We start from the raw sequence: 22289 nt of genomic DNA, 5'->3' as shown, positions 1-22289 counted from the left end.
GCTTTTTTATTATAACACCATATCGGCGAGAAATATCTCGCCGATATAATTTACTTTAATGAATACTCATTACAAGCTGGTAAATCCATGCTCCAATTATTCCTCCAACTATCGGGCCAAATATTGGTACTACTAAACCATATCCCCAATCCGAATCTCTCTTCCCAGGAATAGGCAAAATAGCATGAGCAAGCCTTGGTCCAAAGTCTCTGGCTGGATTAATAGCATATCCTGTAGGACCTCCTAAGCTTAAACCTATTGCCCAAATGAGAAGTCCAATGAGAAGTGGACCTATACCACTTCCTAATTGATTGTTTGCATTTGTGATGCCCAATATTCCTATCAAAAGCATTGCTGTTCCAAAAGCCTCTGTCATGAAGTTTTTGGGAAGATCTCTTATTGCCGGAATAGTTGAGAATGTAGCCAGTTTTAGTGTTGGATCTTCAGTTTCAGCATAATGGTCCATATACATCAGATAAACTATTATAGCTCCTACAAAAGCTCCCAAAACTTGCGATATAATGTAACCTGGCACTAAACTCCACGGAAAAGACCCTATAGCCGCCAAAGCCAACGTAACAGCTGGATTTATATGGGCCCCACTTATCCATCCAACTACATAGACTGCTACCATAACTGCAAATCCCCATCCTGCAGTTATTACAATCCAGCCACTGTTTTGACCTTTAGACTTATTTAAAACAACGTTTGCAACAACACCATCACCTAACCAGATAAGTATCATGGTACCAAAGAACTCCGCTAAGTATTTTGCGAAATCACTCATAAAATATCCCCTCCATAATTCCAAAATTTAACTTTTAAATAAAAATTTTTTGTTTCTCATATATCCCCCCTTTCACTCTATAAACCAGAGGCTCTTTTCGCTAGTTGAAACAGCAATCGCCCCTGCTTTTATCGCATTTATAACCTCCTCCTTTGTCCTCACAAGGCCTCCCGCAATAATAGGCATAAAAACCTCTTGTGTCACTTCTTTTATTATATTTGGCATTATCCCAGGAAGAATCTCAACAGCATCAGGTCTTATCTGCTTAGCAGAAAAAAGACCTGTCTTTAAAGCTTGAGAATCTAGAATGAAAAGCCTCTGTATAGAAAAGAGCCCAAAATCTTTAGCATGGTCCAAAATATTATTACGGGTAGAGATTATACCATCAGGCTTTATCTTCTCGGCTATGTATTCCACAGCTTTTGTATCTTTCCCCAGGCCTTCTATGAGGTCAAAGTGGACAAAAACAACCTTGTTACTCTTTTTAATAGAATCCACTAACTCGCATATATTCATTATGTCTCCTGTGAGCAAAAATATAACCTGCGCATTTGATGAAATGGCCTCTTTTACATCCTTTATCTCCCGAACAGCTGCAATTATTGGAAAATCTGCTATTGCATCTATAATTTTTTTCTTCATCCTATATACCTCCGCTCGTGTATTTTACATTGCAAAAAACGTGCCAAAAAGAAATCAAGAAAAAACATTATAAAAAAAGAGAACCCTTGATAAAAAATACCAAGAGTTCTCTTTGTTATGATAATTAATATCAAGTTGTTATTTGATTAACAATCCTTTTCTTCACATCTTTTACTATCATAAAAAACCCTACAGCAGATAGCCCCAAATATACATAGTAAGTAAAAAATCTCCAGATACCTATAAAAATTCCTATATAAGAAGCTGGCAATACATTTGAAAAAATAGCGGCAAAGCCTAGTTCCACAGTGCCAGATCCGCTAGGAATGAAACTATAAGCAAGTATATCGTAAAAAATGATCTGACGCCCTACAATTGCAATAAAACTAAAAGGGACCTTCATAGCCATAAGCAAAAGAGGAGCAATGCTATAAAAGAGCATCCAATACAAAAAAGCATATAAAAACTGCCATGCAAATACCCTATATCCCTTTAAAGAAGAAAACAGCAGTCGAAAATTCTTGTTATAGAGAAGAACCTCTTTTTTAGCCCTCTCAAAATGTTCTTTTCCTACATATCTTCTCAAAAGAGAAATTCTCTCCAATTTTTCAATAACACCAATAAGAAAATGCGGTTTTAAGATAATATAAAAAAGTAAAATTAAAAGCCCTATTAAAAATAATGTTACAAAAATAGCTAATCTTGTTAAGACATCCCCTAATTCTAAATACTCTCCAAAAAAAATTATAAGAAAAGGAGGGATAGTAATGAAAAATATTCCTGAAAATAAAAGTTTTGCTGTAAACACTATTAAAGCCTTATTAGCCGATATTCCCTTTTTGTCAAGCAGATAGATCATCAAAGGCAGTACTCCTGACCCAAAAGGGGTAACATAGCTTATAAAAAAAGTAGCAAGGTTGAATTTAAAAATATAACTAAAACAAAGATTTTCTCCTACTTCCTTGAGCAAATCTCTAACTCGAAATGTATCTACTATAAGGCTTAGTATTATCACCGCAAAAATAGCTATAATGTAGATAAGTGAAAGGTCAAAAGCCTTTTCTATGTTAGATAAACCTGTAAATTTTAAAATCAGAGCAATTGAGACAAGGCTAATTGCAATTGCCAAACCTAAGAGATATAAATTCTTCTTTTCTAAACTAGCATCCAAAGCAATTCCCCTCTCCTATGGAATATCATCTAAAGTCTTAAATTCATACCCCTCTTCCTTAATGCTTTTGATTATTCTATCAAGAGCTAAAGCGTTATCTTTTGAAACAGCGTGTAAAAGTATGACAGCTCCCGGGTGAAGCCTTTTCATAACAGTATTATAGCTTTCCTCTGGTCCTCCGGGAAGCGGCTGCCAATCAGCCATAGCTAAGCTCCAGAAAACCGTCCTGTACCCCAAAGATTTGGTGATGTAAAGGGTCCTTTCACTGTATTCACCCCTGGGGGGTCTAAAATATTTCATTTTCTGCCCTGTCAAATCCTCAAACATCTTCTCTAACCCAATAATCTCTTCCTTCACTTTTTCATCGGGCAAAGAGGGCAAACTCGGGTGATTTACCGTATGATTTCCAACGATATGTCCTTCTGCCAACATCCTTTTAACAAGGTCTTGTTGACCTTTCACATATGGCCCCGTTACAAAAAAAGCCGCTTTTACTTGATTTTCTTTGAGTACATCTAGTATTTTAGGAGTATAACCCGCTTCATATCCCTCATCAAAGGTCAGATAAACTACTTTTTTAGTAGTATCTCCTACAAAAATTGCATCGTATTTCTTAATAAGTTCCATAGCGCGAGGAGTAATTTCTGGTGTCTGATGGTTAGGAAGTACTCTTAGTCCCCAACCATAAGGTGTATTATCAAGATTATCTGCCGCTTCGCTAACATGGTTCACTACATTAGAGAGTCCATCACTGGGTAGATTCTCCATCATATTTTCTTCAACTTTGGTTTTTTCAATTTGAGAACTATTTTTTTTGATTATACCACAAGAAGCAAGTGAAAAACAGAGGGCAATTCCTATCATCAAAAAAATGATTTTTTTAACCATTTCCCTACCCCTTTTCCTTTTTTCTAATTTACATCTTTATTTTTTTCTTTTATGCCCTCTGTTATTCTGTATTTATATGGAATTGTCCTTATATATCTCGCAAACTGTTCCCCTACAAGGGCAAAAACGACAAAGAGTAAAGGAAGGAGTGACAGATGGTATGTAGTTTCCCTTCTCCATCTCTCTCATTTGGTCTAAAATCCTTAAAAGCTCTTTTTTTAGATACTTTCTATTGTATACTTCAAACATGGTGTTTTTATAAACAATTCTACCTCTTTTCACTTTTCTCTGATATTCCTCTTCCAATATAATAAAATACGCCACAAGCTGCATTACATCTTTAAAATAAGGAGAATCTTCTGCCTCAGCACTTTTAAGCTCTATTGGTATCAGTTCATCTCCTATCTGATAGATATAATCGGGTTTTCCAGTTAAGCCATATTTCTCTGATTTTAAAAGTTTCCCATAAATCACCCCTTTTTCTCTAACTTGTTGGGGTTTGTCCACGTATATCAATTTCCCTCCTCTAAATCCTATACTTCGTCTCATTTTCCGGTAAAAAGGCCTTTTTTCGATTATTGAATAGATTAAAAGGTACACCACAATAAGAAGGAAAATTATGTTCAAAATCATCTCACATACCTCATCACAATTAAAATTGCTAAAATCATAAATATGACTCCCAAAAATACAGCATACTTTTTATACCTCATCCTTACTATATCTTTATAGTATTTTTCATGGTATTCTATACCCTTTTTAAAGTTTACAAATTGATCCTCTTTTTCGGATGGATTTCTCAGGCTATTTATATATTCGAGTCCATATTTTCTTATGTAATACCATTGGTAAGGACAGTATATATATTGATTTATTTCGTTGGCCGATATATACCTCTTCTTCTCTCCCATAAGGCAACCCTTCTTAAAAAATTTTATAAAAAGAAAGGGGATTAACCCCTCGGATCAGCTACAACAAGAACATCTATGAACTTAGTCCCCTTCATTATCCTTCTCACAATAGATCCTCTTATTATCTCGTCTATCCTTCTTCTTACAGATTGCCCTACTACTATCTGGGTTATAGCATTTTCTTCTGCAAACTTTATTATCGCCTTTGCTGGATCATTTGACTTCACCATGTAAAACTTGGCTTCCAATTTATTGCATAGCATCGAAATCTCATCTAATTTTTTCAAATTCTTATGATCTCTTAACTCTTCGTCGTTATATACGTGTAGGACAAAAAGGTCTGCTTTGAGCATCTTCGCAAGCCTATACCCACGCCTTATCAAATATTCCGCATTAAATCTTAAATTCACGCACACCAGTATTTTCTCTTGGGCTCCTTTTAGACCTACAACCTTCTTTTTATTCCTATACTCTAAAAGTCTATCGTCTACCTCATTGGCTACCTCTCTTAATGTAAGTTCTCTCAACGCAGCCAAATTTCCCACTCTAAAGAAATTATTAAGAGCCGTCTCAACCTTATCCGGGCTGTAAATTTTCCCGTTTTTTAGCCTATCAATAAGCGTCTCAGGAGATACATCGACTACCTCAATCTCATCAGCCAGCTCAAGTATTTTATCAGGAATAGTCTCTCTTACTTTGACATTAGTCATTCTGTTTACATAGTCATTTAAACTTTCAAAATGCTGTATATTAACGGCAGTCATGACACTTATGCCGTTGTCTATAAGCTCTAAAACATCCTGATACCTTTTTTCATTTTTGGATCCAGGTGCATTTGTGTGGGCCAACTCATCGACAACAACTACTTGTGGCTTCCTTTTAATGATAGCCTCCAAATCCATTTCCTTAATTATTACACCTTTGTAATTTATTTCCTTTAAAGGAATAATCTCGAGGTCCCCTATCTGCTCCTCCGTATCTTTTCTTCCATAGGTTTCTACAAAACCAATAACCACATCTATACCTCTCTTTTTCATCTCATTCGCATCCTGCAACATGTGGTAGGTCTTTCCTACTCCAGGAGCAGCTCCAAGATAAATCTTAAGCCTTCCTTTGTTTGCCCTTTCGATTTCTCTCATAAAGTAATCTGGGGACCTCTTTACTACCATTTACCCTCACCTTTTGGATTTCTTAATTTCTTCTAATAAGCTTAGATTGAGCTTTAACACATTGACTCTCGGTTCACCAAAAATGCCTAAGAATCTGCCTTCTATGTTTTTATCTACCAACTTTTTAACTATTTCTTCTGGCAAGCCATTAGCTTCAGCCACTCTTTTAACTTGAAGATATGCAGCTTCTGGAGAAATATGTGGATCCAAACCCGAACCGGAAGAAGTAATTATATCTGCAGGGATGTCACTTCTTTTGACTCCTGGATTTTTCTTTAAAAAATCCTCTATATTTTTTTCTACTTCTTCATGAAATTTAGGATTAGATAGGGCGTAATTTGTACCCCCCGAGGAAGTAGCCTCATAATCCACTGCTGAAGGTCTTCCCATAAACCAGCGAGGGTCAGTAAATTTTTGTCCTATAAGCTCCGAACCAACAGGTTTACCATCTATTTTAATTATACTACCTTTTGACTGATAAGGAAATAATAAATTTGCGAGCCCTGTCATTACAAAGGGATAAACTAAACCCAAAATAATCATTAGAATTAGAGTAAATTTTATAGCTTTTTTTACTTCTTCTCCCATATGAAATCCCTCACATTCCAAAAGAAGATATTATAATGTCAATAAGCTTTATGCCAACAAACGGAGCAATTATTCCTCCTACTCCATAGATTAAAAGATTCCTCATAAGAAGGGCAGTCGCACTCATTGGCCTATACTTTACTCCTCTCATGGCTATAGGAATTAATATAGGAATGATGATTGCATTGTATATTAGGGCTGACAGTATAGCATTTGTTGGCGAAGAAAGCTTCATAATATCCAGTACTTTTATAGCCGGTAAAGTCGCAGATATAATAGCAGGAAGAATAGCAAAATATTTAGCCACATCATTTGCAATACTAAAGGTAGTAAGAGCTCCTCTTGTCATGAGAAGCTGTTTCCCTATCCCCACAACTTCTATGATTTTTGTAGGATCAGAATCTAAGTCTACCATATTAGCAGCTTCTTTAGCTGCCATTGTACCGCTATTCATCGCAAGTCCAACATCTGCCTGCGCTAGTGCTGGCGCATCATTTGTACCGTCCCCTGTCATGGCAACAAGTCTTCCCTGCGCCTGCTCTCTCTTTATCACGTTTATCTTATCTTCAGGCTTACTTTCCGCAATAAACTCATCCACACCGGCTTCTTCCGCTATTGTTTTGGCAGTTAATGGATTGTCCCCAGTTATCATGATGGTCTTAATACCCATAGCCCTTAACTGTTTAAACCTTTCTTTCATTCCAGGCTTTATTGTATCCTTTAGATATATTACTCCCAGTACCTCATTATCCTTTATCACCACAAGAGGAGTACCGCCTAATAGGGATATCTTCTCCACTTCTTTATCTAAGTCTTCTGGAATACTTCCTCCTTTTTGTTCTATGTATTCCTTCACTTTATCATAGGACCCTTTTCTCACAATAGTGCCATCTTTTAAGTTAAGGCCGCTCATTCTTGTCTCCGCACTAAATTCAACAACTTCTGCCCCTTCTAAAATATCATCAGGAGCCTTTGCCCCCATTTTTCTAGCTAAATCCACTATTGACCTCCCCTCCGGGGTGAGGTCCTTTAAAGAAGAAATAAGTGCATAATAAGTTACTTCTTCCTTCGAATGACCTCCCACCGGTATAAAATCAGCGGCTAATCTATTTCCAAAAGTTATTGTCCCTGTTTTATCCAAAAGTATTGTATCTATGTCTCCAGCTACTTCCACTGCCTTCCCGGACATAGCGATCACATTAAAGCGTGTCACCCTGTCCATTCCAGCAATACCTATTGCCGATAAAAGCCCTCCGATCGTAGTTGGAATAAGACATACAAGCAACGCTATCATAGTGGCAGCGCTTATTCTGACATGAACAAGTTTGGCCATAGGATAAAGTGTCATAACCACAACTATAAAAATTATTGTCAAGCTAACTAAAACCGTAGTAAGAGCAATTTCATTTGGAGACTTCTGCCTTTTTGCTCCTTCCACCAGTTTAATCATCTTGTCTAGGAAAGATTCCCCTTCATCCACGGTAACCTGAATCTTTATGCGGTCGCTTATAACTTTAGTACCGCCCGTTACAGAACTAAAATCTCCTCCGGCCTCTTTTATCACGGGAGCAGACTCCCCAGTTATCGCTGATTCATCAATTGCAGCAAGCCCCTCAATTATTTCTCCATCTGCGGGAATTATATCTCCAGCCTCGCAAATGACTATATCGCCTTTTTTAAGTTCAGAAGACTTAACTATTTTGATACTGCCATCACTTTGCACAAGTTTTGCCATTGTTTCTTTCTTCGTCTTTTTTAGGGTTTCAGCTTGAGCCTTGCCTCTTCCTTCTGCTAAAGATTCGGCAAAGTTAGCAAAAAGAACTGTAATAAAAAGGATAAGAGTCACCAAAGCATTATATCCCACTTCATTAGGAGTACTGCCAAAATAGGTAGGAAATATAGTGGCCAGAAGGGTAATAAAGGTTCCTACCTCAACAACAAACATAACAGGGTTTTTGTACATATAAAGAGGGTTTAACTTTACAAAGGAATTCTTTATAGCTCCTACCACTATCTCCTTGCTCCAGGTTTTTACTTCCCTCTTTTTTTTCATACTTTATTACCTCCATTAAGTCATGCTTAAAAATTCAGAAATAGGTCCCAGTACTAATGCTGGAAAGAAAGTAAGTGCTCCAACAATCAACACTACAGCTATAAATATAGTCCCAAAAATTGCATTGTCCGTCCTGAAAGTTCCAGGAGACGGCGGTGCAGGAATTTTCTCTGCCATAGAACCTGCAACAGCTAACATGAGAACTATAGATATATATCGCCCAAAGAACATAACTAATCCTGTCATTATGTTCATAAAAACTGTATTGCCAATAAACCCTGCAAATTCCGAACCGTTATTTGCCGCTGAAGAAGAAAATTCATACAAAACTTGTGTGAGCCCATGATATAACGGATTCGTGATAGAAACAACCCCTGCTTTTGTAGCTACAGTTATCGCAGAAGCAAAAAGTATTAGCAGCGGATGAATAAGTATAGCTATAGCTATGAGTTTGATCTCCCTGGTTTCAATTTTCCTTCCAAGATATTCCGGCGTCCTTCCCACCATAAGCCCTGTCAAAAACACTGTAAGCATAGCATACATTATTATATTCTGAAGTCCTGCTCCATCTCCTCCAAAAATGGTGTTTAACATCATGAGAATAAGTGGTACTGCTCCTCCTAAAGGTGTATAAGAATCATGCATGCTGTCAACAGAACCCGTCGTGAAAGCAGTGGTAACGGTAGCAAAAAGCGGCGATTGAGCCACTCCAAAGCGCACTTCTTTTCCCTCATAGTTGCCGTAAGGAGTTCCTCCTATGTTAAGCTTTGAATAAGCAATACCAGGATGACTCTCGGCATAGTAAGCTCCAAATGCCAAAAGGGCGAATACTACAAAAAGCGATATGTAAAGTACCCACGCATGCTTTGTATTCTTTATCATAAGCCCAAAAGTATATATTAAAGAGGCTGGCAATAGCATCATTAAAAGCATTTCTATCATATTGGTAAGCCAAGTGGGATTTTCAAAAGGATGCGCAGAGTTTGCTCCAAAAAATCCTCCTCCATTTGTACCTAGATGTTTAATAGGCTCAAGTACAGCCACAGGTCCTACTATAAAAGTTTGTTTACCTCCCTCTAATGTATCGACGGTAACTTTGCCAAGAAAAGATTGCGGAACTCCCTGCCACACCAATATCAAAGTTACCAGCATAGAGATAGGCAATAAAAGTCTAATTGTTACTCTCACAAAATCCGCATAGAAATTACCTAAATTGGTAGTTCTTTTGCTCAACCCCCTCATTATAGCAGCCGCAGTTACCAAACCTGATGCTGCAGAGGTAAACATCAAAAATACAATAACAATCATCTGACTCAAAAAAGTAATTCCATCTTCTCCGGCATAGTGTTGAAGATTTGTGTTCGTCATAAAACTTATTACTGTATTAAAAGCCAGAGAAGATTCCATGTTATCCACTCCGGTAGGATTTAAAGGCAAAAACTTTTGAAAACGCAAAATAAAATAGGTGATTATCATCATCACCATATTTACAAGCAAAAAAGTTGAAGCATATCTCTTCCAATCCATTTCCTCTTCGGGATCTATACCTGCCAATTTATATACAAAATTTTCTAAAGGCAGAAAAACTTTATCAGCTTTCATAGGTCTGTACTCAAAAATGTTGTAAAGATAGGTCCCTACCGGCTTTGTCAAAAGCACAATGATTAGAATCATGGTAAAAAGTTCTATATTAGCATACATAGAATATGCCTCCCTTAAAATTCCTCAGGATGTATTAAAGCATAAAATAAATAAATGAGCAAAAGGAAAAAGGTCACATAAAGAAGCAACACTTTAATACACCTCTGCTTCATAACTCGTAGATTCTAGCAAATTGCGACACCATTTCACTATTCCTTTAACTGTGTAGTATAAAATGGCAAAACCTGACAGAATTATAAAATCCATTTTCTCCTTCACCTCTTATTATTATCATTTTTAAATCAGAATATTTAAGTTAAAACATAAAAGCCTCCCACCTTATAAGGAGGCGGACTACATGGCAACATGTTTACATATTGCCATGTCTTCCAGTTATTTTGTTAATTTATTTACTAATTATTGTACCATAAATATTATATTATTCAAGCTCATAAACAGCAAAGGGTGTTTTCCATGTTTAATGCCTTTATAAAGCAAAAACAGAGGATGTAAAGCGTTTCAACCTCTCCATCCTCTGTAATTTATCAGTTTACATCACTTTCCATCATTTTTCAACAACACCTTTTTCACCTTTTTTTCATACACCTCAAAAAGTTTCTCAGCTTCTTCAAACGTTCCAGCTTCAACATATACTCTTAAATAGGGTCCTTCACTATCCGGAACTATTAGTACCCACCCTTTTTCTCCTTCAAATCTCAATCCATCTAAAAATTTAACTTTTTCCCCGGATCCTTCACTAAACAATTCTCTTATAACTTTCCCCTTATCTTTCCAGTCACATTTTATCTTTTTCACCATTTTAAACCTTAAGGGAAATTCTTCTTTTATTTCTGAAAGCTTTTTCCCATGTAATCCCAGATATTCCCCCAAGGATAAGATAAAGCTCAATCCATCAAAAGCGAGGCTAAAATATTCATCTTGCCCTTCCTCAAGTTCGTCTATCGCTTTCATAAAATCCTTAGGAGAAATCTTGCCCATTCTCGTCTCAACGGACAGTTCTTCTGCAAATTCTACTAAGAAGCTGGAGCTATTAAAGGGAAATACGACTTTTTTAAATCCCCTTGTCTTTGCAATTAAAAGTCTTAAATAATTAATCTCATCCTCGTCAAACTCTCTCCCTTTCTCATCATAGAGTATAAATTTTTCTCCATTTTTATCTAATTTTACCTGGAAAATATAATCATCCTCAAAAAGAATTTTCCCTCCTGTTAGATTTATCAACATATCCCTAGTCCAATCATCATAAGGTTTTATTTTTAGATTTATATTCCCATTATTTCTACTCAAAAGATACTCCATATACTCTTTATCTAAATCTACTTCTTCAATCTCCTTTAATTCCTCAATTCCTCTAAAAGATACATCATGAATCTTTAGCTTGTTTTCTATTTTCTTTTCCACATTTCTATCTACATCCATTCCCTTTTCATTTAAAAACAAAATCCTTATATTTCCCCTCTCTCTTTCAACGTACACTCCTCCTCTTGCGCTTTTATTTTTTATCCCCCATCTTAAAGCCGGTAGCAACACACCGGTATTTTTTAATACCCTACATCCCGAAAAAACAAGCCCATATGCAATTAAATCAACAACCAGAGAAGAAATAGGGTCTTTATCGCTTCCCACTATCACATCACCTTTTATAATGTCTCCAAATGCACCCCCAATTTCTAATGATTGATACGGACCTATCTCTTCATTAAAACTTCCTCTTATGCCCCTATATCCAAAAGTCAGAACCTTTTTAGTATTGCCCCATACTATATCTTCTGAGACGACAGATTCTTCTTCTATAACTTTAAAAGGCCAAACCTTCACCCCCGGTCTTATAGTAGCAAAATCTTTTATCCTGCTTCCTTCACCCACTACACTGTTCTCTAAAACAGTAACTGAGTCTCCTACCTTTACCTTATTGCACAACACAGCTCCTTCCACTTGAGAGCGGCTGCCTACATATACTTCCTCCCACAATACGGAGTTTTTTACTCTACTTCCTTTCTTAATAACGCTGCCACTCCCAACTACTACATTAGGACCTATTTCGGCTCCATCCTCAATCACTACTCTATCCCCCAGTATAACTGGTGGTACAATCCTTGCCCCTTCATACACAACATCTCTCCCTAATATAAATCCTTTTTCCATAAGCATCCTTTTGTACCCCAAATCCACTTTTCCCTCTAAAATATCCATATGGCTTGAAAGATATTGTTCTGTATTTCCTATATCGCACCAGTATCCCTCAGTGATATAACCGTATATGGGAATTCCTTTCTTTAAAAGGAGTGGGAATAAATCTTTACTAAAGTCGAAGGCTTTCCCTTCAGGTATTAAATCTAAAATTTCTGGTTCAATTATGTAAATACCCGTATTTACTGTATCACTGAATACTTCACCCCAAGAGGGTTTTTCCAAAAATCTGACTATTGCCCCTCCTTTATCCACTATTACTACTCCATATTCTAAAGGTACTTCCACCCTTTTTAAGACAAGAGTGACTTTTGACTCCTTTTTCTTGTGAAATTCATATACTTCCCTTATATTGACATCGGTAATAACGTCTCCACTCATTACCACAAAGGTATCATCTAAAAATTCTTTTGCATTCCTCACGCTTCCCGCAGTCCCTAAAGGCGCCTCTTCTACATAGAATCTTATATCGCTGCCATATTCCTGTAATAAATAGTTTTTTATCTTATGAGGGAGGTAAAACAGCGTAACCCCTAATTCTTTCACTCCATACCTGTGAAGATGTTCTACGATATGCCATATAGCCGGTCTATTTGCCACAGGAACCATAGGTTTGGGAATTTCAAAGGTCAGAGGTCTTAGCCTGCTTCCTTCTCCACCTGCCATTATTATGCCTTTCATTAAACCACCCCAAATCCTTTTATTTTGCCTAATCCTTATTGTCTTTCCTTAGGAAAAAATTATTCATTTTACCTCGAAATCCACATAAAATTGAATTAAACAAGGCAGGTGGAAAGTTTCATGTTATTTTTATCTCTACTCTTTTTCTCTATAGGAATTGGCATTTTTTTGTGGGGAATCTTCACAATCACAAAGGGTTTATCGCTTATATCCAACGAAAAAATGTCCAGCCTCATGAATCGCTTTGCCGGAAACCTCATAAAGTCAATCTTTGTTGGAATAGTTATTACTACAATTCTTCAAAGCAGTAGTATGGTAACAGTAATCACCGTCACAATGGCAAATGCAGGACTTTTAGACATAAAAAGCGCTTCAGGAATAATAATGGGCTCTAATATTGGTTCAACAATTGCAGTGCAACTTTACGCTTTTAATCTTTTCAAATTAGCCCCCTTTATGGTTCTCATAGGAAGTGTATTCTCCTTTCAAAAATGCAGCACAAAATTAAAGATAACAGGAAACGCGACATTGGGTTTCGGCCTTGTATTTTACGGTCTGAAAATAATGGAGCTTTCTTTATCCTCCTTTAAAGATACAGGGATGCAGTTTTTAAACACAAACCTCTCTAACACATTTAGAGGAATATTTGTCGGAATTGTCTTAGCCTTAATTCTACAATCCAGCAATCCAGCCATCGCAGTGCTTCAGGTTTTAGTTTCCTCAAGGCTTATAAGTTTAAACCATGCCCTCCCCATAATATACGGACTCAATATTGGAACCTGTTCTGAAGCATTTATACTGAGCTTTGCCTCTAATAAAGAAGGTAAAAAGATAGCCTATTTTAATATTTTATTGAATATATGGGGTACGCTTCTTTTCCTGCCTTTTACTCAACTCTTTGCTAGGCTTTTAGAAGCTCTCTCACCCTTCAACCTTTCAAGACAAGTTGCCAATGCCCACACTCTTTTTAACCTTTTTTCTGTTATAGCTATCCTCCCCTTTATGAAAATCATCCTTAAGGCATTAGATAAATTTATAAAAAAATAGAGCCTTCAAAAAGGCCTCAGACTGTTGACAAAATAAATAAGTGGCATTTTGTGTGTAAATGCGACTTGTTGTCAAAGCAGTAGCTAAACTTGGCAAACTTAAGGGGAAAAGGCGGGGCGAACAAAGTGAGCGGATTCTTAGCCCTTTGGCGAATTAGCCGGTACCCCGCCTGAACCCGAAAAGTAAGCCTTATTTTAGCCGCTTTGCAACTTACAAGCATTAACACAAAATGCCACTTAAATAAGAAGAACTTTGTAGAGAAACCGTAACCTTTTAAAAGCTTCTATAATATTTTAGTAAAATACGCATTTTATCCCCCAATTTTATACATATTCCATGGTATCTTATCTATAAGCTTGTTCCTGTATATAGAATCTGCCCCCATAAATATATACTTCAAATCTTTAATATCAGGAATATGAAGTACGATCCACATCCTGTTTTTATCCACTATAGGCTCAGAAACAACTACATTTACAATGGAATTGTGAGCTCTTTTATATTCATAAATGTTACCATTTACCACACCCAAATCAATCCTTTTTATATCTCCTGGTTTATCATAAAACAGCCTCATTTCCAGGTGATAGATTACTTTTTTGGAGATTGGCTTAGCGGATTCGATTCCAATGTACAATTTATCATTGTAGTAAAAACCAGCTAATTTTGTAAGAGCAGCACTTTTGTATATCTCTTCATTCAGCATTCCACCTGTGTAGGTTTTAACTAAGATATGAGGCATTGGATTGTCATTTAAATCAGGTATAGAGGAAACAACTGGAATGTTTATTACCGGTTTAGTAGCAAAAAGCTCTGTCTTTCTCACAAATCCCATTAAAAATGGTTCCATTACCTCTGTCTGCGTTCTGTACTGTTTTATAGCTACTATTTTCATATTCACTTCATTAGGCGTGAGTTCAAAAGCTTGCCATTCTGTATTGCTGTCTTTCATGTCAACTGGTGGCAACATTGGCTTGTTTTTCTCCGCCATCCAGGGGACAGGCCACTGTGGATGATGGACCAAAAACATGTGTTCTCTCACATTAAGCCCCATAGCAGTTATTGTATATCTTACAAAGTTACTGACCGCCCAGTGATCAGGATGTATATCGTCTGCTATAGGATAGTATATATCTGTAGGTCTAAAGTCTTTAATTATTTCTGTAAGCTCCTCAACCAGCATTTGTCCTGTATAAGGAGCCCTCGGTTTATAAGCTGTGTCGTAAGGTACATAGGCCACATGAGTACCGCCGCTCACTCTCGGCTTATCGTTGTCCCAATACTGACTCCACAAAAATCTGGTACTCCCATCAGCAAATCCCAAAAAAATCAGATCTTTTTTAGGAAGCCCAAGAGTTCTCATGGCAGCAATACTCTCCTGTTGACGAGCAAGTCCCAATCTGTAAAAATCCCTGGGAGTAGGATTTTTCTTCCCACAAAAAACCATCGCAGCTTTTTTATAACTTTCACCACTGGTCACGACCACTACCTTAACAGGCCTTTTTAACTCAACAGCCCTTTGAATAATACCAGCCATACCTAATGTTTCATCGTCAGGATGAGGCACTATTACAAGCACTCTCTGTCCCGGGTCATCAAAAGTAGGCACATGTGCTTTTTCAGTCAAATTTGCAATAGCCATTTCCCAATTCATTATATAAGAAATTCCTATGAGAAGCGCAGTAAATATGGAAAAATAAATCGTTCTTTTAGTAACCATACCTATGCCTCCATTCTTGTCTTTTATTTTATCATAGATTTATGAAAAATTTATTACAGAAAAATTAATTTTTGCTTAATAAAACTAAATTCTGAAAACAGGCTTTATGTGATAAAATCATATTAAGAACATTCAAAAGAGGTGAAAAAAATGTTTGTAGATTTTCACTGTGATACGCTGTATAGGCTTGTAGATAAGAAAACTGATTTCTTTGAAAGAACAGAAGAAGGACATGTAGATTTTCCACGAATGAAGGAAGGCAAAGTACATCTCCAGGTTTTTGCTGTGTTTGTCGACCCTAAATTTATGAGAAAAAATGCGGCTACGATGGCTTTAAAACTAATTGATAAAATGCATGAAATAGTAGAAAAAAGTGATAAAATTGAACTAGTCTTAAAAGGAGAAGACATTGACAGAATAAAAAAGGATGAAAAAATAGGTGCTTTACTTTCTATAGAAGGCGGAGAAGCTTTAGAAGGAGAAATAGCTTTACTACGAATGTTTTATAAACTGGGAGTAAGAGCCATAACCCTTACTTGGAGCCTAAGAAATGATTTAGGAGATGGCGTTGATGGGGTCCCAGAAGCCGGACTTACATCTTTTGGAAAAGAAGTGGTAAGAGAGATGAACCGGCTTGGTATGATAGTAGATGTATCTCACCTTAATGAAAAAGGCTTCTGGGATGTTATTGAATTAAGCGAAAAACCAATAATAGCTTCCCATTCAAATGCCAAAGCTTTATGCTCTCACAGGAGAAATTTAACGGATGAACAAATAAAAGCAATCTCACAAAAAGGAGGAGTAATTGGTATAAATTTTGCTCCTCAATTTTTAAGAGATGACAAAAGAGCAACAATAGAAGACGTATTAAATCACATAGATTACATAGTGAACTTAGTTGGAGAAGACTACGTTGGATTTGGATCTGACTTTGATGGCATAAGCTCAACACCAGAGGGGTTAGAAGATATATCAAAATTCCCGAAAATCGTAGAAGGACTTATAAAAAGAGGATATACGCAGGAACAAATTGATAAAATAACTCACCAAAACTTCGAAAACCTCATAAAAAAGATTCTGTAAAACGAAAAGAGCCCCGATCACCGGGGCTTTATATTGTTAAAGGGGGAGTCATTGGTTCAACCAAGTATACATTATACATAGTTTTTTTGAAAAAAGCAAGACCTCGTAAAAAATATTTGTGAGGGATAGGGGGTTTTAGGGAGCTTCTTTCAATATAAATTATAACCTCTTTTTGCAAATTTTAAATTAAAATAGTGTTAAAAATTTATTAACTTTGTGTAAAAAATAAATTGTTGTATAATAGAGGTAGAAACACAAAAATGAGGGGGTAAAACAATGGATATTGAAATAATAAAAAAGACAGACCCAGAAATTGCAGAAGTAATATTAAAAGAACTCAATAGACAGAGAAATAAAATAGAGCTCATAGCATCTGAAAACTTTGTGAGCAGGGCCGTAATGGAAGCAATGGGTACTCCTCTTACAAACAAATATGCAGAAGGATACCCCGGAAAGCGCTATTACGGCGGCTGTGAATATGTGGACATGGCAGAAGAACTTGCAAGGGAAAGGCTTAAAAAGCTTTTTGGAGCGGAACACGCAAATGTGCAGCCTCACTCAGGGGCTCAGGCAAATATGGCAGCTTATTTTGCACTTCTAAAACCTGGAGATACTGTACTAGGAATGGATTTAGCTCACGGCGGACATTTAACCCATGGAAGCAAAGTCAATTTTTCTGGGCAAATATATAACTTTGTATCCTATGGCGTAAGAGAAGATACGGGATATATAGACTATGACCAAGTAGAAGATTTGGCAAAAAAACATAAACCAAAGATGATTGTAGCAGGTGCCAGTGCTTATCCCAGGATAATCGATTTTAAAAGATTCAGAGAAATTGCAGACATGGTGGGCGCATATCTCATGGTAGACATGGCACACATCGCCGGGCTTGTAGCAGCAGGTTTACATCCAAATCCCGTTCCTTATGCTGATGTAGTCACAACTACTACCCATAAGACCTTAAGAGGACCTAGAGGAGGAGCTATCCTCTGTAAACAAGAACACGCAAAAGCCATCGATAAAGCTCTTTTCCCTGGCACCCAAGGAGGGCCTTTAATGCATATTATAGCAGCAAAAGCTGTATGTTTTAAAGAAGCTCTTTCAGATGAGTTTAAAGAATATCAAAAAAGGATTGTAGAAAACGCAAAAGCTTTAGCAAATGCATTGATGGAAAGAGGAATAAATTTGGTATCCGGTGGTACTGACAACCACTTAATGCTATTAGATTTGCGAAACACAGGAATAACAGGAAAGGAATTAGAAACTAGATTAGATGAAGTAAACATAACTTGCAATAAAAACGCTATACCTTTTGATCCATTAGGGCCAAATGTAACCTCTGGCGTAAGATTAGGTACACCAGCAGTAACAACAAGGGGTATGAAACCGGAAGATATGGTAGAAATAGCAGATATAATAGCTAATATGATAAAAGATGAAAATTACAAAGAAAAAGCGAAAGAAAGGGTAGCAAAACTACTTGAAAAATACCCTCTTTACCCAGACCTTCCGTAAAACCCATCCCTTTGGATGGGTTTTTTCAGTTTAATATAAGATTAGTGGAAAATCGAGGTGAAAGCATGAATTTTATTTACCTTATTTTGTTTATCACTGGGATAATTGCAATCGCATCTATTATGAATTTTAAAGAGGACATTAAAAACTACCTCTTAAAAATAACTTTGCCTGAAATTACGTATATTGGAAATAGAATCCTTATAGTAGTGCCTCATCCTGACGATGAAACAATTGCAACAGGAGGGATAATACAAAAAGCAGTAAAATCAAATATTCCTATAAAAGTTGTAATAGCAACCAGTGGCGAAAACTATAGAAAATCTGCAATGCTATTTTTCAAAAAAGCTCACCTAAAAAAAGAAGAATATTCAGAGTTTGGGTTTGTAAGGCAGAGTGAAAGCCTAAATGCCTTAAAATCAATGGGTCTATCCGAAGAAGACATTATATTTTTAGGCTTTTCTGATGGTACCTTGCGATATCTTTGGTGTGAAAACTGGGAAAAAGATTTTCCAAAATTAAGTCCTACTACTAAATCTACTTCTGTTTTTTATGAAAGGGCTTATTTGAAAGGAATTCCATACTCGGGAGAAGCTTTTGTAGAAGCGTTAGAAAAAATAATAAAAGATTTAAACCCCACAGATATATACTATCCTATTGCTGAGGACATGCATCCTGACCACTGGGCTTGCCATAACTTTGTAAAATATACAATTCTATCTTTAAAGCTAAATATAAAAGAGCATATGTTTTTAGTCCACCACCCAGAGTGGCTTGTACCATGGGGGTCAAATAAGAATAAACCCTTACTTCCTCCTTCAAATTTAATAGAAAGTAATATAAACTGGCATTACATAAACCTTGAAGAAGATGAGATTATAAAAAAATACCATGCAGTAAAAACCTATAAAACTCAGATAGAAGTCATGGAGCCTTTCCTAACAGCTTTTGTAAGAAAAACCGAACTTTTTGGTGAAAAATCTCCCATATTAATACCAAAGCTATCATACGAACCCAATTTAGAACAATACCTACTGTCTCACTCCATGTTTGGTGTATATTCAGGAGGCGTATTAGAAGAAGAGATGTATAAAAGCGCTGATCTGACAAAGTTTACTATATTTTACTATGCTAATACTTTGTATATAGGCATACAATCGGCTAAACCCATTTCTAAAAAAGTCCTCTATAGATTTCAGATGAGGTTTTTTTATAAAGATGACACGATAAAGAGAGTAGATATAGGTGTAATAAACGACAAACTGTATAATTATAATTTTGCAAAAAACAGCCTTAATGACCTGGCAATAGAAATGAGAACATATAAAAAACAAATCTGGATCCTGATAAAGCTTCCAAAAGATGAAATAAAACACATATTTATGGGGGTTGATTCAATATATAAAAATAGATTCATTGATAAAATCCCCTGGAATGTCTACATATTTTAAATTATTTATTATACCTTTTTCCTAATTCATTGTATATCTCGGTCAATGGTATATTTTTCTCAACCAAAAGCACCATCAAATGATACATTAGGTCAGATACTTCATACACTATCTCATCTTTTGAATCATTTTTCGAAGCGATAACCACTTCTGTGGCTTCCTCTCCAACTTTTTTTAGTATTTTGTCTATGCCTTTTTCAAAGAGATAGTTTGTATAGGATCCTTCTACAGGGTTTATTTTTCTGCCTTTTACCCTTTCATAAAGTTTATTTAGAATCTCTATGCCATCTTCAGTTTCTTCATCGAAACTTCTATAAAAACAGCTTATATTGCCTGTATGACAAGCAGGGCCCTTTGCTTCTACTTGAATTAAAAGAGCATCTTCATCGCAGTCATAAAAAATCTTTTTTACCCTCTGGGTATTCCCTGAGGTTTCCCCCTTGTGCCATATCTTGCCTCTGCTTCTACTGAAAAAATATGTCTCCCCTTTTTCTAATGTAAGCTTCAAACTCTCCTCATTCATATATGCAAGCATTAAAACCTGCTTTGTATAGTAATCCTGCACAATAGCAGGAATAAGACCCTTTTCGTCAAACTTCAAATCTTTTATGTCAATCATCCTCTACATCCTTTCTCCTACAATCTTACCGGTATACCCTCATCCTTTAAATATCTTTTCAATTCTTTTATATCAAGCTCTCCATAGTGAAATACAGAAGCAGCCAAAGCTGCATCAGCTTTTCCTTGTGTAAACACCTCTTTAAAATGCTCGGGTTTCCCTGCTCCTCCTGATGCTATAACCGGAATATTCACAGCTTCACTTATAAGCCTTGTAAGTTCAATATCATATCCATCCTTTGTCCCGTCTTTATCCATACTTGTTAAAAGTATTTCTCCTGCACCCAAATCTTCCACCTTTTTAGCCCACTCAACAGCATCAAGTCCTGTGTCTATTCTCCCTCCATTTATATACACATTGTAGCCTGTGCCATCTGGTCTCTTTTTAGCGTCAATTGCCACAACAACACACTGGCTCCCAAACCTCAAAGCCGCCTTGAGGATAAGTGTCGGCTCCTTTACCGCTTGTGTATTTATAGAAACTTTATCAGCTCCTGCTTTTAAAACTTCTCTTATGTCATCAATATCAGAAATTCCTCCCCCTACAGTCAAAGGAATAAACACCTTTTCTGATGTTCTCTTCACAACATCTATCATAATTTTTCTTTTTTCATAGGAAGCCGTAATATCCAGAAATACAAGCTCATCGGCTCCTAACTCATTGTACCTTTCAGCTATTTCAACAGGGTCTCCTGCATCTTTTAAATTTACAAAATTCACTCCCTTTACTACTCTTCCATCTTTAACATCCAAACAAGCTATTATTCTTTTGGCTAACATCTAGACTTCCCCTCTTTCTAATTCCAGCAATGCAGTTTTTAAGTCTATCATGCCGGTATACAAGGCCTTCCCAATAATAGCACCAGTAACTCCCATATCTTTAAGCCTTTTTAAATCTTCAATTGAAGATATGCCTCCTGAAGCTATTATTTCTACTCCTACCTTTAGCATATCCTTTAAAGCTTCAAAATTTGGCCCGCGCAGTGTGCCATCCTTTGAAATATCAGTAAAAATTATTGTCTTTATTCCTATCTCCTTCATCTTCTCAGCCAACTCAGTATCCTTTATTTTAGTCCTTTCAAGCCATCCACTTACCGCAACTTCTCTATTTTTTGAATCAATCCCTACTATAGTTTTTTCTCCATAGTTGGAAATAGAATAAAAAAGTAGCCCCGTATCATATATTGCAGCAGAACCTAAAATAATAAATGACACTCCAATAGAAAAAAGATAGTCTACAGTCTCTTTACTCCTTATTCCTCCCCCTACTTCTATGTCCACATTACAGCAATTCACAATCTTTTCAATAGTTTTCACATTTACTAAATGTCCCTGCCTTGCCCCATTCAGATCCACTACATGGATTCTCTTTGCACCACACTCTTGCCACATCTTAGCCATATCTGCAGGATTGTCATAATATACTTCTTTTGAATCAAAATTCCCTTTTGTGAGTCTTACACATTTCCCATCCATTATGTCAATCGCAGGTATTACAAGCATTTTATCATCTCTCCAAAATTTTTTAAAATTTTAAGCCCTGTCTCTCCGCTTTTTTCTGGATGAAACTGACAGGAAAAAACATTGTCTTTAATAATGACAGCTGGAATTTCTATCCCATATTCAGTAACTGCGTATTCAAAATCTTTTTCATTGCCATTTACATAATAAGAATGGACAAAATAAACATAATCTCCACTTTTTATTTCTTTAAGAAATGGTGTGTCTTTTTTTATGGTCAAACTATTCCACCCTACATGGGGAATTTTATTTCCTTTGGGAATTTCTATAACATCGCCTTTAAATATTTTAAGCCCCTCTGTCTTTCCTCCCTCAAAACTTTTCTCAAATAAAAGCTGCATTCCCAAGCATATTCCCAAAAAAGGCTTCCCCTTTTCAATGTGTATTTTTATCTCTTCTGCCATACCTGTTTTAATTAAAACCTCAATGGCATCTGGAAAGGCTCCAACTCCGGGAAGTATCAAGGCCTCAAAATTTTTTATTTCTTTTGCATCACTTGTAATCTTCGCATCGTATCCCACGTATTTTAAAGCTTTTTCAACGCTTCTCAAATTTCCCATTTCATAATCTATAATGCCTATCAAAATTC

General features: G+C 36.4%; 22 protein-coding genes. 4 read left to right on the top strand and 18 right to left on the bottom strand.

Annotated features, from left to right (window positions below):
• Positions 1-55 precede the first annotated feature (55 nt).
• The 13 genes from ACPLVE_RS04940 to ACPLVE_RS04880 all read right to left on the bottom strand — a co-directional run bounded on the left by ACPLVE_RS04940 (position 56) and on the right by ACPLVE_RS04880 (position 12978).
• Positions 56-787: an MIP/aquaporin family protein gene (locus tag ACPLVE_RS04940; RefSeq protein ID WP_424610353.1), complete on the bottom strand. Its 732-nt coding sequence runs from the start codon at positions 785-787 to the stop codon at positions 56-58.
• A 72-nt stretch (positions 788-859) separates the two neighbouring features.
• The gene (locus ACPLVE_RS04935; protein WP_424610351.1) at positions 860-1429 is read right to left on the bottom strand and encodes a glycerol-3-phosphate responsive antiterminator; all 570 of its coding nucleotides are present in this window, start codon (positions 1427-1429) and stop codon (positions 860-862) included.
• A 130-nt stretch (positions 1430-1559) separates the two neighbouring features.
• Complete coding sequence (locus tag ACPLVE_RS04930; protein WP_424610349.1) at positions 1560-2600, bottom strand: lysylphosphatidylglycerol synthase transmembrane domain-containing protein; 1041 nt, start codon at positions 2598-2600, stop codon at positions 1560-1562.
• A 15-nt stretch (positions 2601-2615) separates the two neighbouring features.
• On the bottom strand, positions 2616-3488 hold the full coding sequence (pdaA, locus tag ACPLVE_RS04925) for a delta-lactam-biosynthetic de-N-acetylase (RefSeq protein WP_424610347.1): 873 nt from the start codon (positions 3486-3488) through the stop codon (positions 2616-2618).
• Positions 3489-3560: 72 nt separating this feature from the next.
• Positions 3561-4121, bottom strand: a complete 561-nt coding sequence (gene cas4, locus ACPLVE_RS04920) for a CRISPR-associated protein Cas4 (RefSeq protein ID WP_424610345.1) — start codon at positions 4119-4121, stop codon at positions 3561-3563.
• On the bottom strand, positions 4118-4399 hold the full coding sequence (locus tag ACPLVE_RS04915) for a hypothetical protein (protein WP_424610343.1): 282 nt from the start codon (positions 4397-4399) through the stop codon (positions 4118-4120). Before ACPLVE_RS04915 ends, cas4 begins: the two co-directional genes overlap by 4 nt.
• Positions 4400-4440: 41 nt before the next feature.
• A complete protein-coding gene (gene kdpDN / locus ACPLVE_RS04910; RefSeq protein ID WP_424610341.1) occupies positions 4441-5568 on the bottom strand; it encodes a KdpD-like non-kinase potassium sensor in 1128 nt (375 codons plus the stop codon).
• A 6-nt stretch (positions 5569-5574) separates the two neighbouring features.
• Entirely contained in the window at positions 5575-6156 is a 582-nt protein-coding gene (gene kdpC, locus ACPLVE_RS04905) for a potassium-transporting ATPase subunit KdpC (protein WP_424610339.1), read from the bottom strand.
• 10 nt (positions 6157-6166) lie between these two features.
• On the bottom strand, positions 6167-8209 hold the full coding sequence (kdpB, locus tag ACPLVE_RS04900; RefSeq protein WP_424610338.1) for a potassium-transporting ATPase subunit KdpB: 2043 nt from the start codon (positions 8207-8209) through the stop codon (positions 6167-6169).
• Positions 8210-8224: 15 nt separating this feature from the next.
• On the bottom strand, positions 8225-9910 hold the full coding sequence (kdpA, locus tag ACPLVE_RS04895) for a potassium-transporting ATPase subunit KdpA (RefSeq protein WP_424610336.1): 1686 nt from the start codon (positions 9908-9910) through the stop codon (positions 8225-8227).
• 14 nt (positions 9911-9924) lie between these two features.
• The gene (locus ACPLVE_RS04890; protein WP_424610335.1) at positions 9925-10023 is read right to left on the bottom strand and encodes a potassium-transporting ATPase subunit F; all 99 of its coding nucleotides are present in this window, start codon (positions 10021-10023) and stop codon (positions 9925-9927) included.
• A 382-nt stretch (positions 10024-10405) separates the two neighbouring features.
• Complete coding sequence (locus ACPLVE_RS04885; protein WP_424610333.1) at positions 10406-12742, bottom strand: sugar phosphate nucleotidyltransferase; 2337 nt, start codon at positions 12740-12742, stop codon at positions 10406-10408.
• 95 nt (positions 12743-12837) lie between these two features.
• Positions 12838-12978 (bottom strand): hypothetical protein, encoded by a 141-nt coding sequence (locus tag ACPLVE_RS04880; protein ID WP_424610372.1) that lies wholly within the window; start codon positions 12976-12978, stop codon positions 12838-12840.
• Here ACPLVE_RS04880 and ACPLVE_RS04875 point away from each other — a divergent pair.
• Entirely contained in the window at positions 12911-13789 is an 879-nt protein-coding gene (locus tag ACPLVE_RS04875) for a Na/Pi cotransporter family protein (protein ID WP_424610366.1), read from the top strand. The two genes, ACPLVE_RS04880 and ACPLVE_RS04875, sit on opposite strands and share 68 nt — an antisense overlap.
• 310 nt (positions 13790-14099) lie before the next feature.
• Here ACPLVE_RS04875 and ACPLVE_RS04870 read toward each other — a convergent pair whose 3' ends face one another.
• Positions 14100-15509 (bottom strand): PIG-L deacetylase family protein, encoded by a 1410-nt coding sequence (locus ACPLVE_RS04870; protein WP_424610331.1) that lies wholly within the window; start codon positions 15507-15509, stop codon positions 14100-14102.
• A gap of 150 nt (positions 15510-15659) precedes the next feature.
• Here ACPLVE_RS04870 and ACPLVE_RS04865 point away from each other — a divergent pair, with 150 nt between their 5' ends.
• The 3 genes from ACPLVE_RS04865 to ACPLVE_RS04855 all read left to right on the top strand — a co-directional run bounded on the left by ACPLVE_RS04865 (position 15660) and on the right by ACPLVE_RS04855 (position 19561).
• A complete protein-coding gene (locus tag ACPLVE_RS04865; protein WP_424610329.1) occupies positions 15660-16592 on the top strand; it encodes a dipeptidase in 933 nt (310 codons plus the stop codon).
• 276 nt (positions 16593-16868) lie between these two features.
• Entirely contained in the window at positions 16869-18110 is a 1242-nt protein-coding gene (gene glyA / locus ACPLVE_RS04860; RefSeq protein ID WP_424610328.1) for a serine hydroxymethyltransferase, read from the top strand.
• A gap of 65 nt (positions 18111-18175) precedes the next feature.
• Positions 18176-19561, top strand: a complete 1386-nt coding sequence (locus tag ACPLVE_RS04855) for a PIG-L deacetylase family protein (protein WP_424610326.1) — start codon at positions 18176-18178, stop codon at positions 19559-19561.
• 1 nt (position 19562) lies between these two features.
• On the opposite strand, the gene hisIE is transcribed toward ACPLVE_RS04855, so the two are convergent.
• From hisIE to hisH, 4 genes are read right to left on the bottom strand one after another with little or no spacing between them, the layout of a single operon-like run.
• Positions 19563-20180, bottom strand: coding sequence for a bifunctional phosphoribosyl-AMP cyclohydrolase/phosphoribosyl-ATP diphosphatase HisIE (gene hisIE, locus ACPLVE_RS04850; RefSeq protein WP_424610324.1), 618 nt, complete (start codon positions 20178-20180; stop codon positions 19563-19565).
• Between the two features lie 17 nt (positions 20181-20197).
• On the bottom strand, positions 20198-20959 hold the full coding sequence (hisF, locus tag ACPLVE_RS04845; protein ID WP_424610323.1) for an imidazole glycerol phosphate synthase subunit HisF: 762 nt from the start codon (positions 20957-20959) through the stop codon (positions 20198-20200).
• Positions 20960-21682: a 1-(5-phosphoribosyl)-5-[(5-phosphoribosylamino)methylideneamino]imidazole-4-carboxamide isomerase gene (hisA, locus tag ACPLVE_RS04840; RefSeq protein WP_424610321.1), complete on the bottom strand. Its 723-nt coding sequence runs from the start codon at positions 21680-21682 to the stop codon at positions 20960-20962.
• Complete coding sequence (gene hisH / locus ACPLVE_RS04835; protein WP_424610320.1) at positions 21673-22284, bottom strand: imidazole glycerol phosphate synthase subunit HisH; 612 nt, start codon at positions 22282-22284, stop codon at positions 21673-21675. The genes hisA and hisH overlap by 10 nt, the downstream gene beginning before the upstream one ends.
• Between the last annotated feature and the right edge of the window lie 5 nt (positions 22285-22289).

The sequence above is a fragment of the Caldanaerobacter sp. genome (assembly GCF_049701115.1).
In the GTDB taxonomy this organism is placed as follows: domain Bacteria; phylum Bacillota; class Thermoanaerobacteria; order Thermoanaerobacterales; family Thermoanaerobacteraceae; genus Thermoanaerobacter.
Note: the sequence above shows the minus strand (reverse complement) of the source record. Positions and strands in the feature narration are given on the sequence as shown.

Bases quoted from the DNA above. Each gene is read 5' to 3' on its own strand.
- ACPLVE_RS04940 (WP_424610353.1), bottom strand. From the start codon at position 787: ATGAGTGATTTCGCAAAATACTTAGCGGAGTTCTTTGGTACCATGATA.
- ACPLVE_RS04935 (WP_424610351.1), bottom strand. From the start codon at position 1,429: ATGAAGAAAAAAATTATAGATGCAATAGCAGATTTTCCAATAATTGCA.
- pdaA (WP_424610347.1), bottom strand. From the start codon at position 3,488: ATGGTTAAAAAAATCATTTTTTTGATGATAGGAATTGCCCTCTGTTTT.
- cas4 (WP_424610345.1), bottom strand. From the start codon at position 4,121: ATGATTTTGAACATAATTTTCCTTCTTATTGTGGTGTACCTTTTAATC.
- ACPLVE_RS04915 (WP_424610343.1), bottom strand. From the start codon at position 4,399: ATGGGAGAGAAGAAGAGGTATATATCGGCCAACGAAATAAATCAATAT.
- kdpDN (WP_424610341.1), bottom strand. From the start codon at position 5,568: ATGGTAGTAAAGAGGTCCCCAGATTACTTTATGAGAGAAATCGAAAGG.
- kdpC (WP_424610339.1), bottom strand. From the start codon at position 6,156: ATGGGAGAAGAAGTAAAAAAAGCTATAAAATTTACTCTAATTCTAATG.
- kdpB (WP_424610338.1), bottom strand. From the start codon at position 8,209: ATGAAAAAAAAGAGGGAAGTAAAAACCTGGAGCAAGGAGATAGTGGTA.
- kdpA (WP_424610336.1), bottom strand. From the start codon at position 9,910: ATGTATGCTAATATAGAACTTTTTACCATGATTCTAATCATTGTGCTT.
- ACPLVE_RS04890 (WP_424610335.1), bottom strand. From the start codon at position 10,023: ATGAAGCAGAGGTGTATTAAAGTGTTGCTTCTTTATGTGACCTTTTTC.
- ACPLVE_RS04885 (WP_424610333.1), bottom strand. From the start codon at position 12,742: ATGAAAGGCATAATAATGGCAGGTGGAGAAGGAAGCAGGCTAAGACCT.
- ACPLVE_RS04880 (WP_424610372.1), bottom strand. From the start codon at position 12,978: ATGAGGCTGGACATTTTTTCGTTGGATATAAGCGATAAACCCTTTGTG.
- ACPLVE_RS04870 (WP_424610331.1), bottom strand. From the start codon at position 15,509: ATGGTTACTAAAAGAACGATTTATTTTTCCATATTTACTGCGCTTCTC.
- ACPLVE_RS04865 (WP_424610329.1), top strand. From the start codon at position 15,660: ATGTTTGTAGATTTTCACTGTGATACGCTGTATAGGCTTGTAGATAAG.
- glyA (WP_424610328.1), top strand. From the start codon at position 16,869: ATGGATATTGAAATAATAAAAAAGACAGACCCAGAAATTGCAGAAGTA.
- ACPLVE_RS04855 (WP_424610326.1), top strand. From the start codon at position 18,176: ATGAATTTTATTTACCTTATTTTGTTTATCACTGGGATAATTGCAATC.
- hisIE (WP_424610324.1), bottom strand. From the start codon at position 20,180: ATGATTGACATAAAAGATTTGAAGTTTGACGAAAAGGGTCTTATTCCT.
- hisF (WP_424610323.1), bottom strand. From the start codon at position 20,959: ATGTTAGCCAAAAGAATAATAGCTTGTTTGGATGTTAAAGATGGAAGA.
- hisA (WP_424610321.1), bottom strand. From the start codon at position 21,682: ATGCTTGTAATACCTGCGATTGACATAATGGATGGGAAATGTGTAAGA.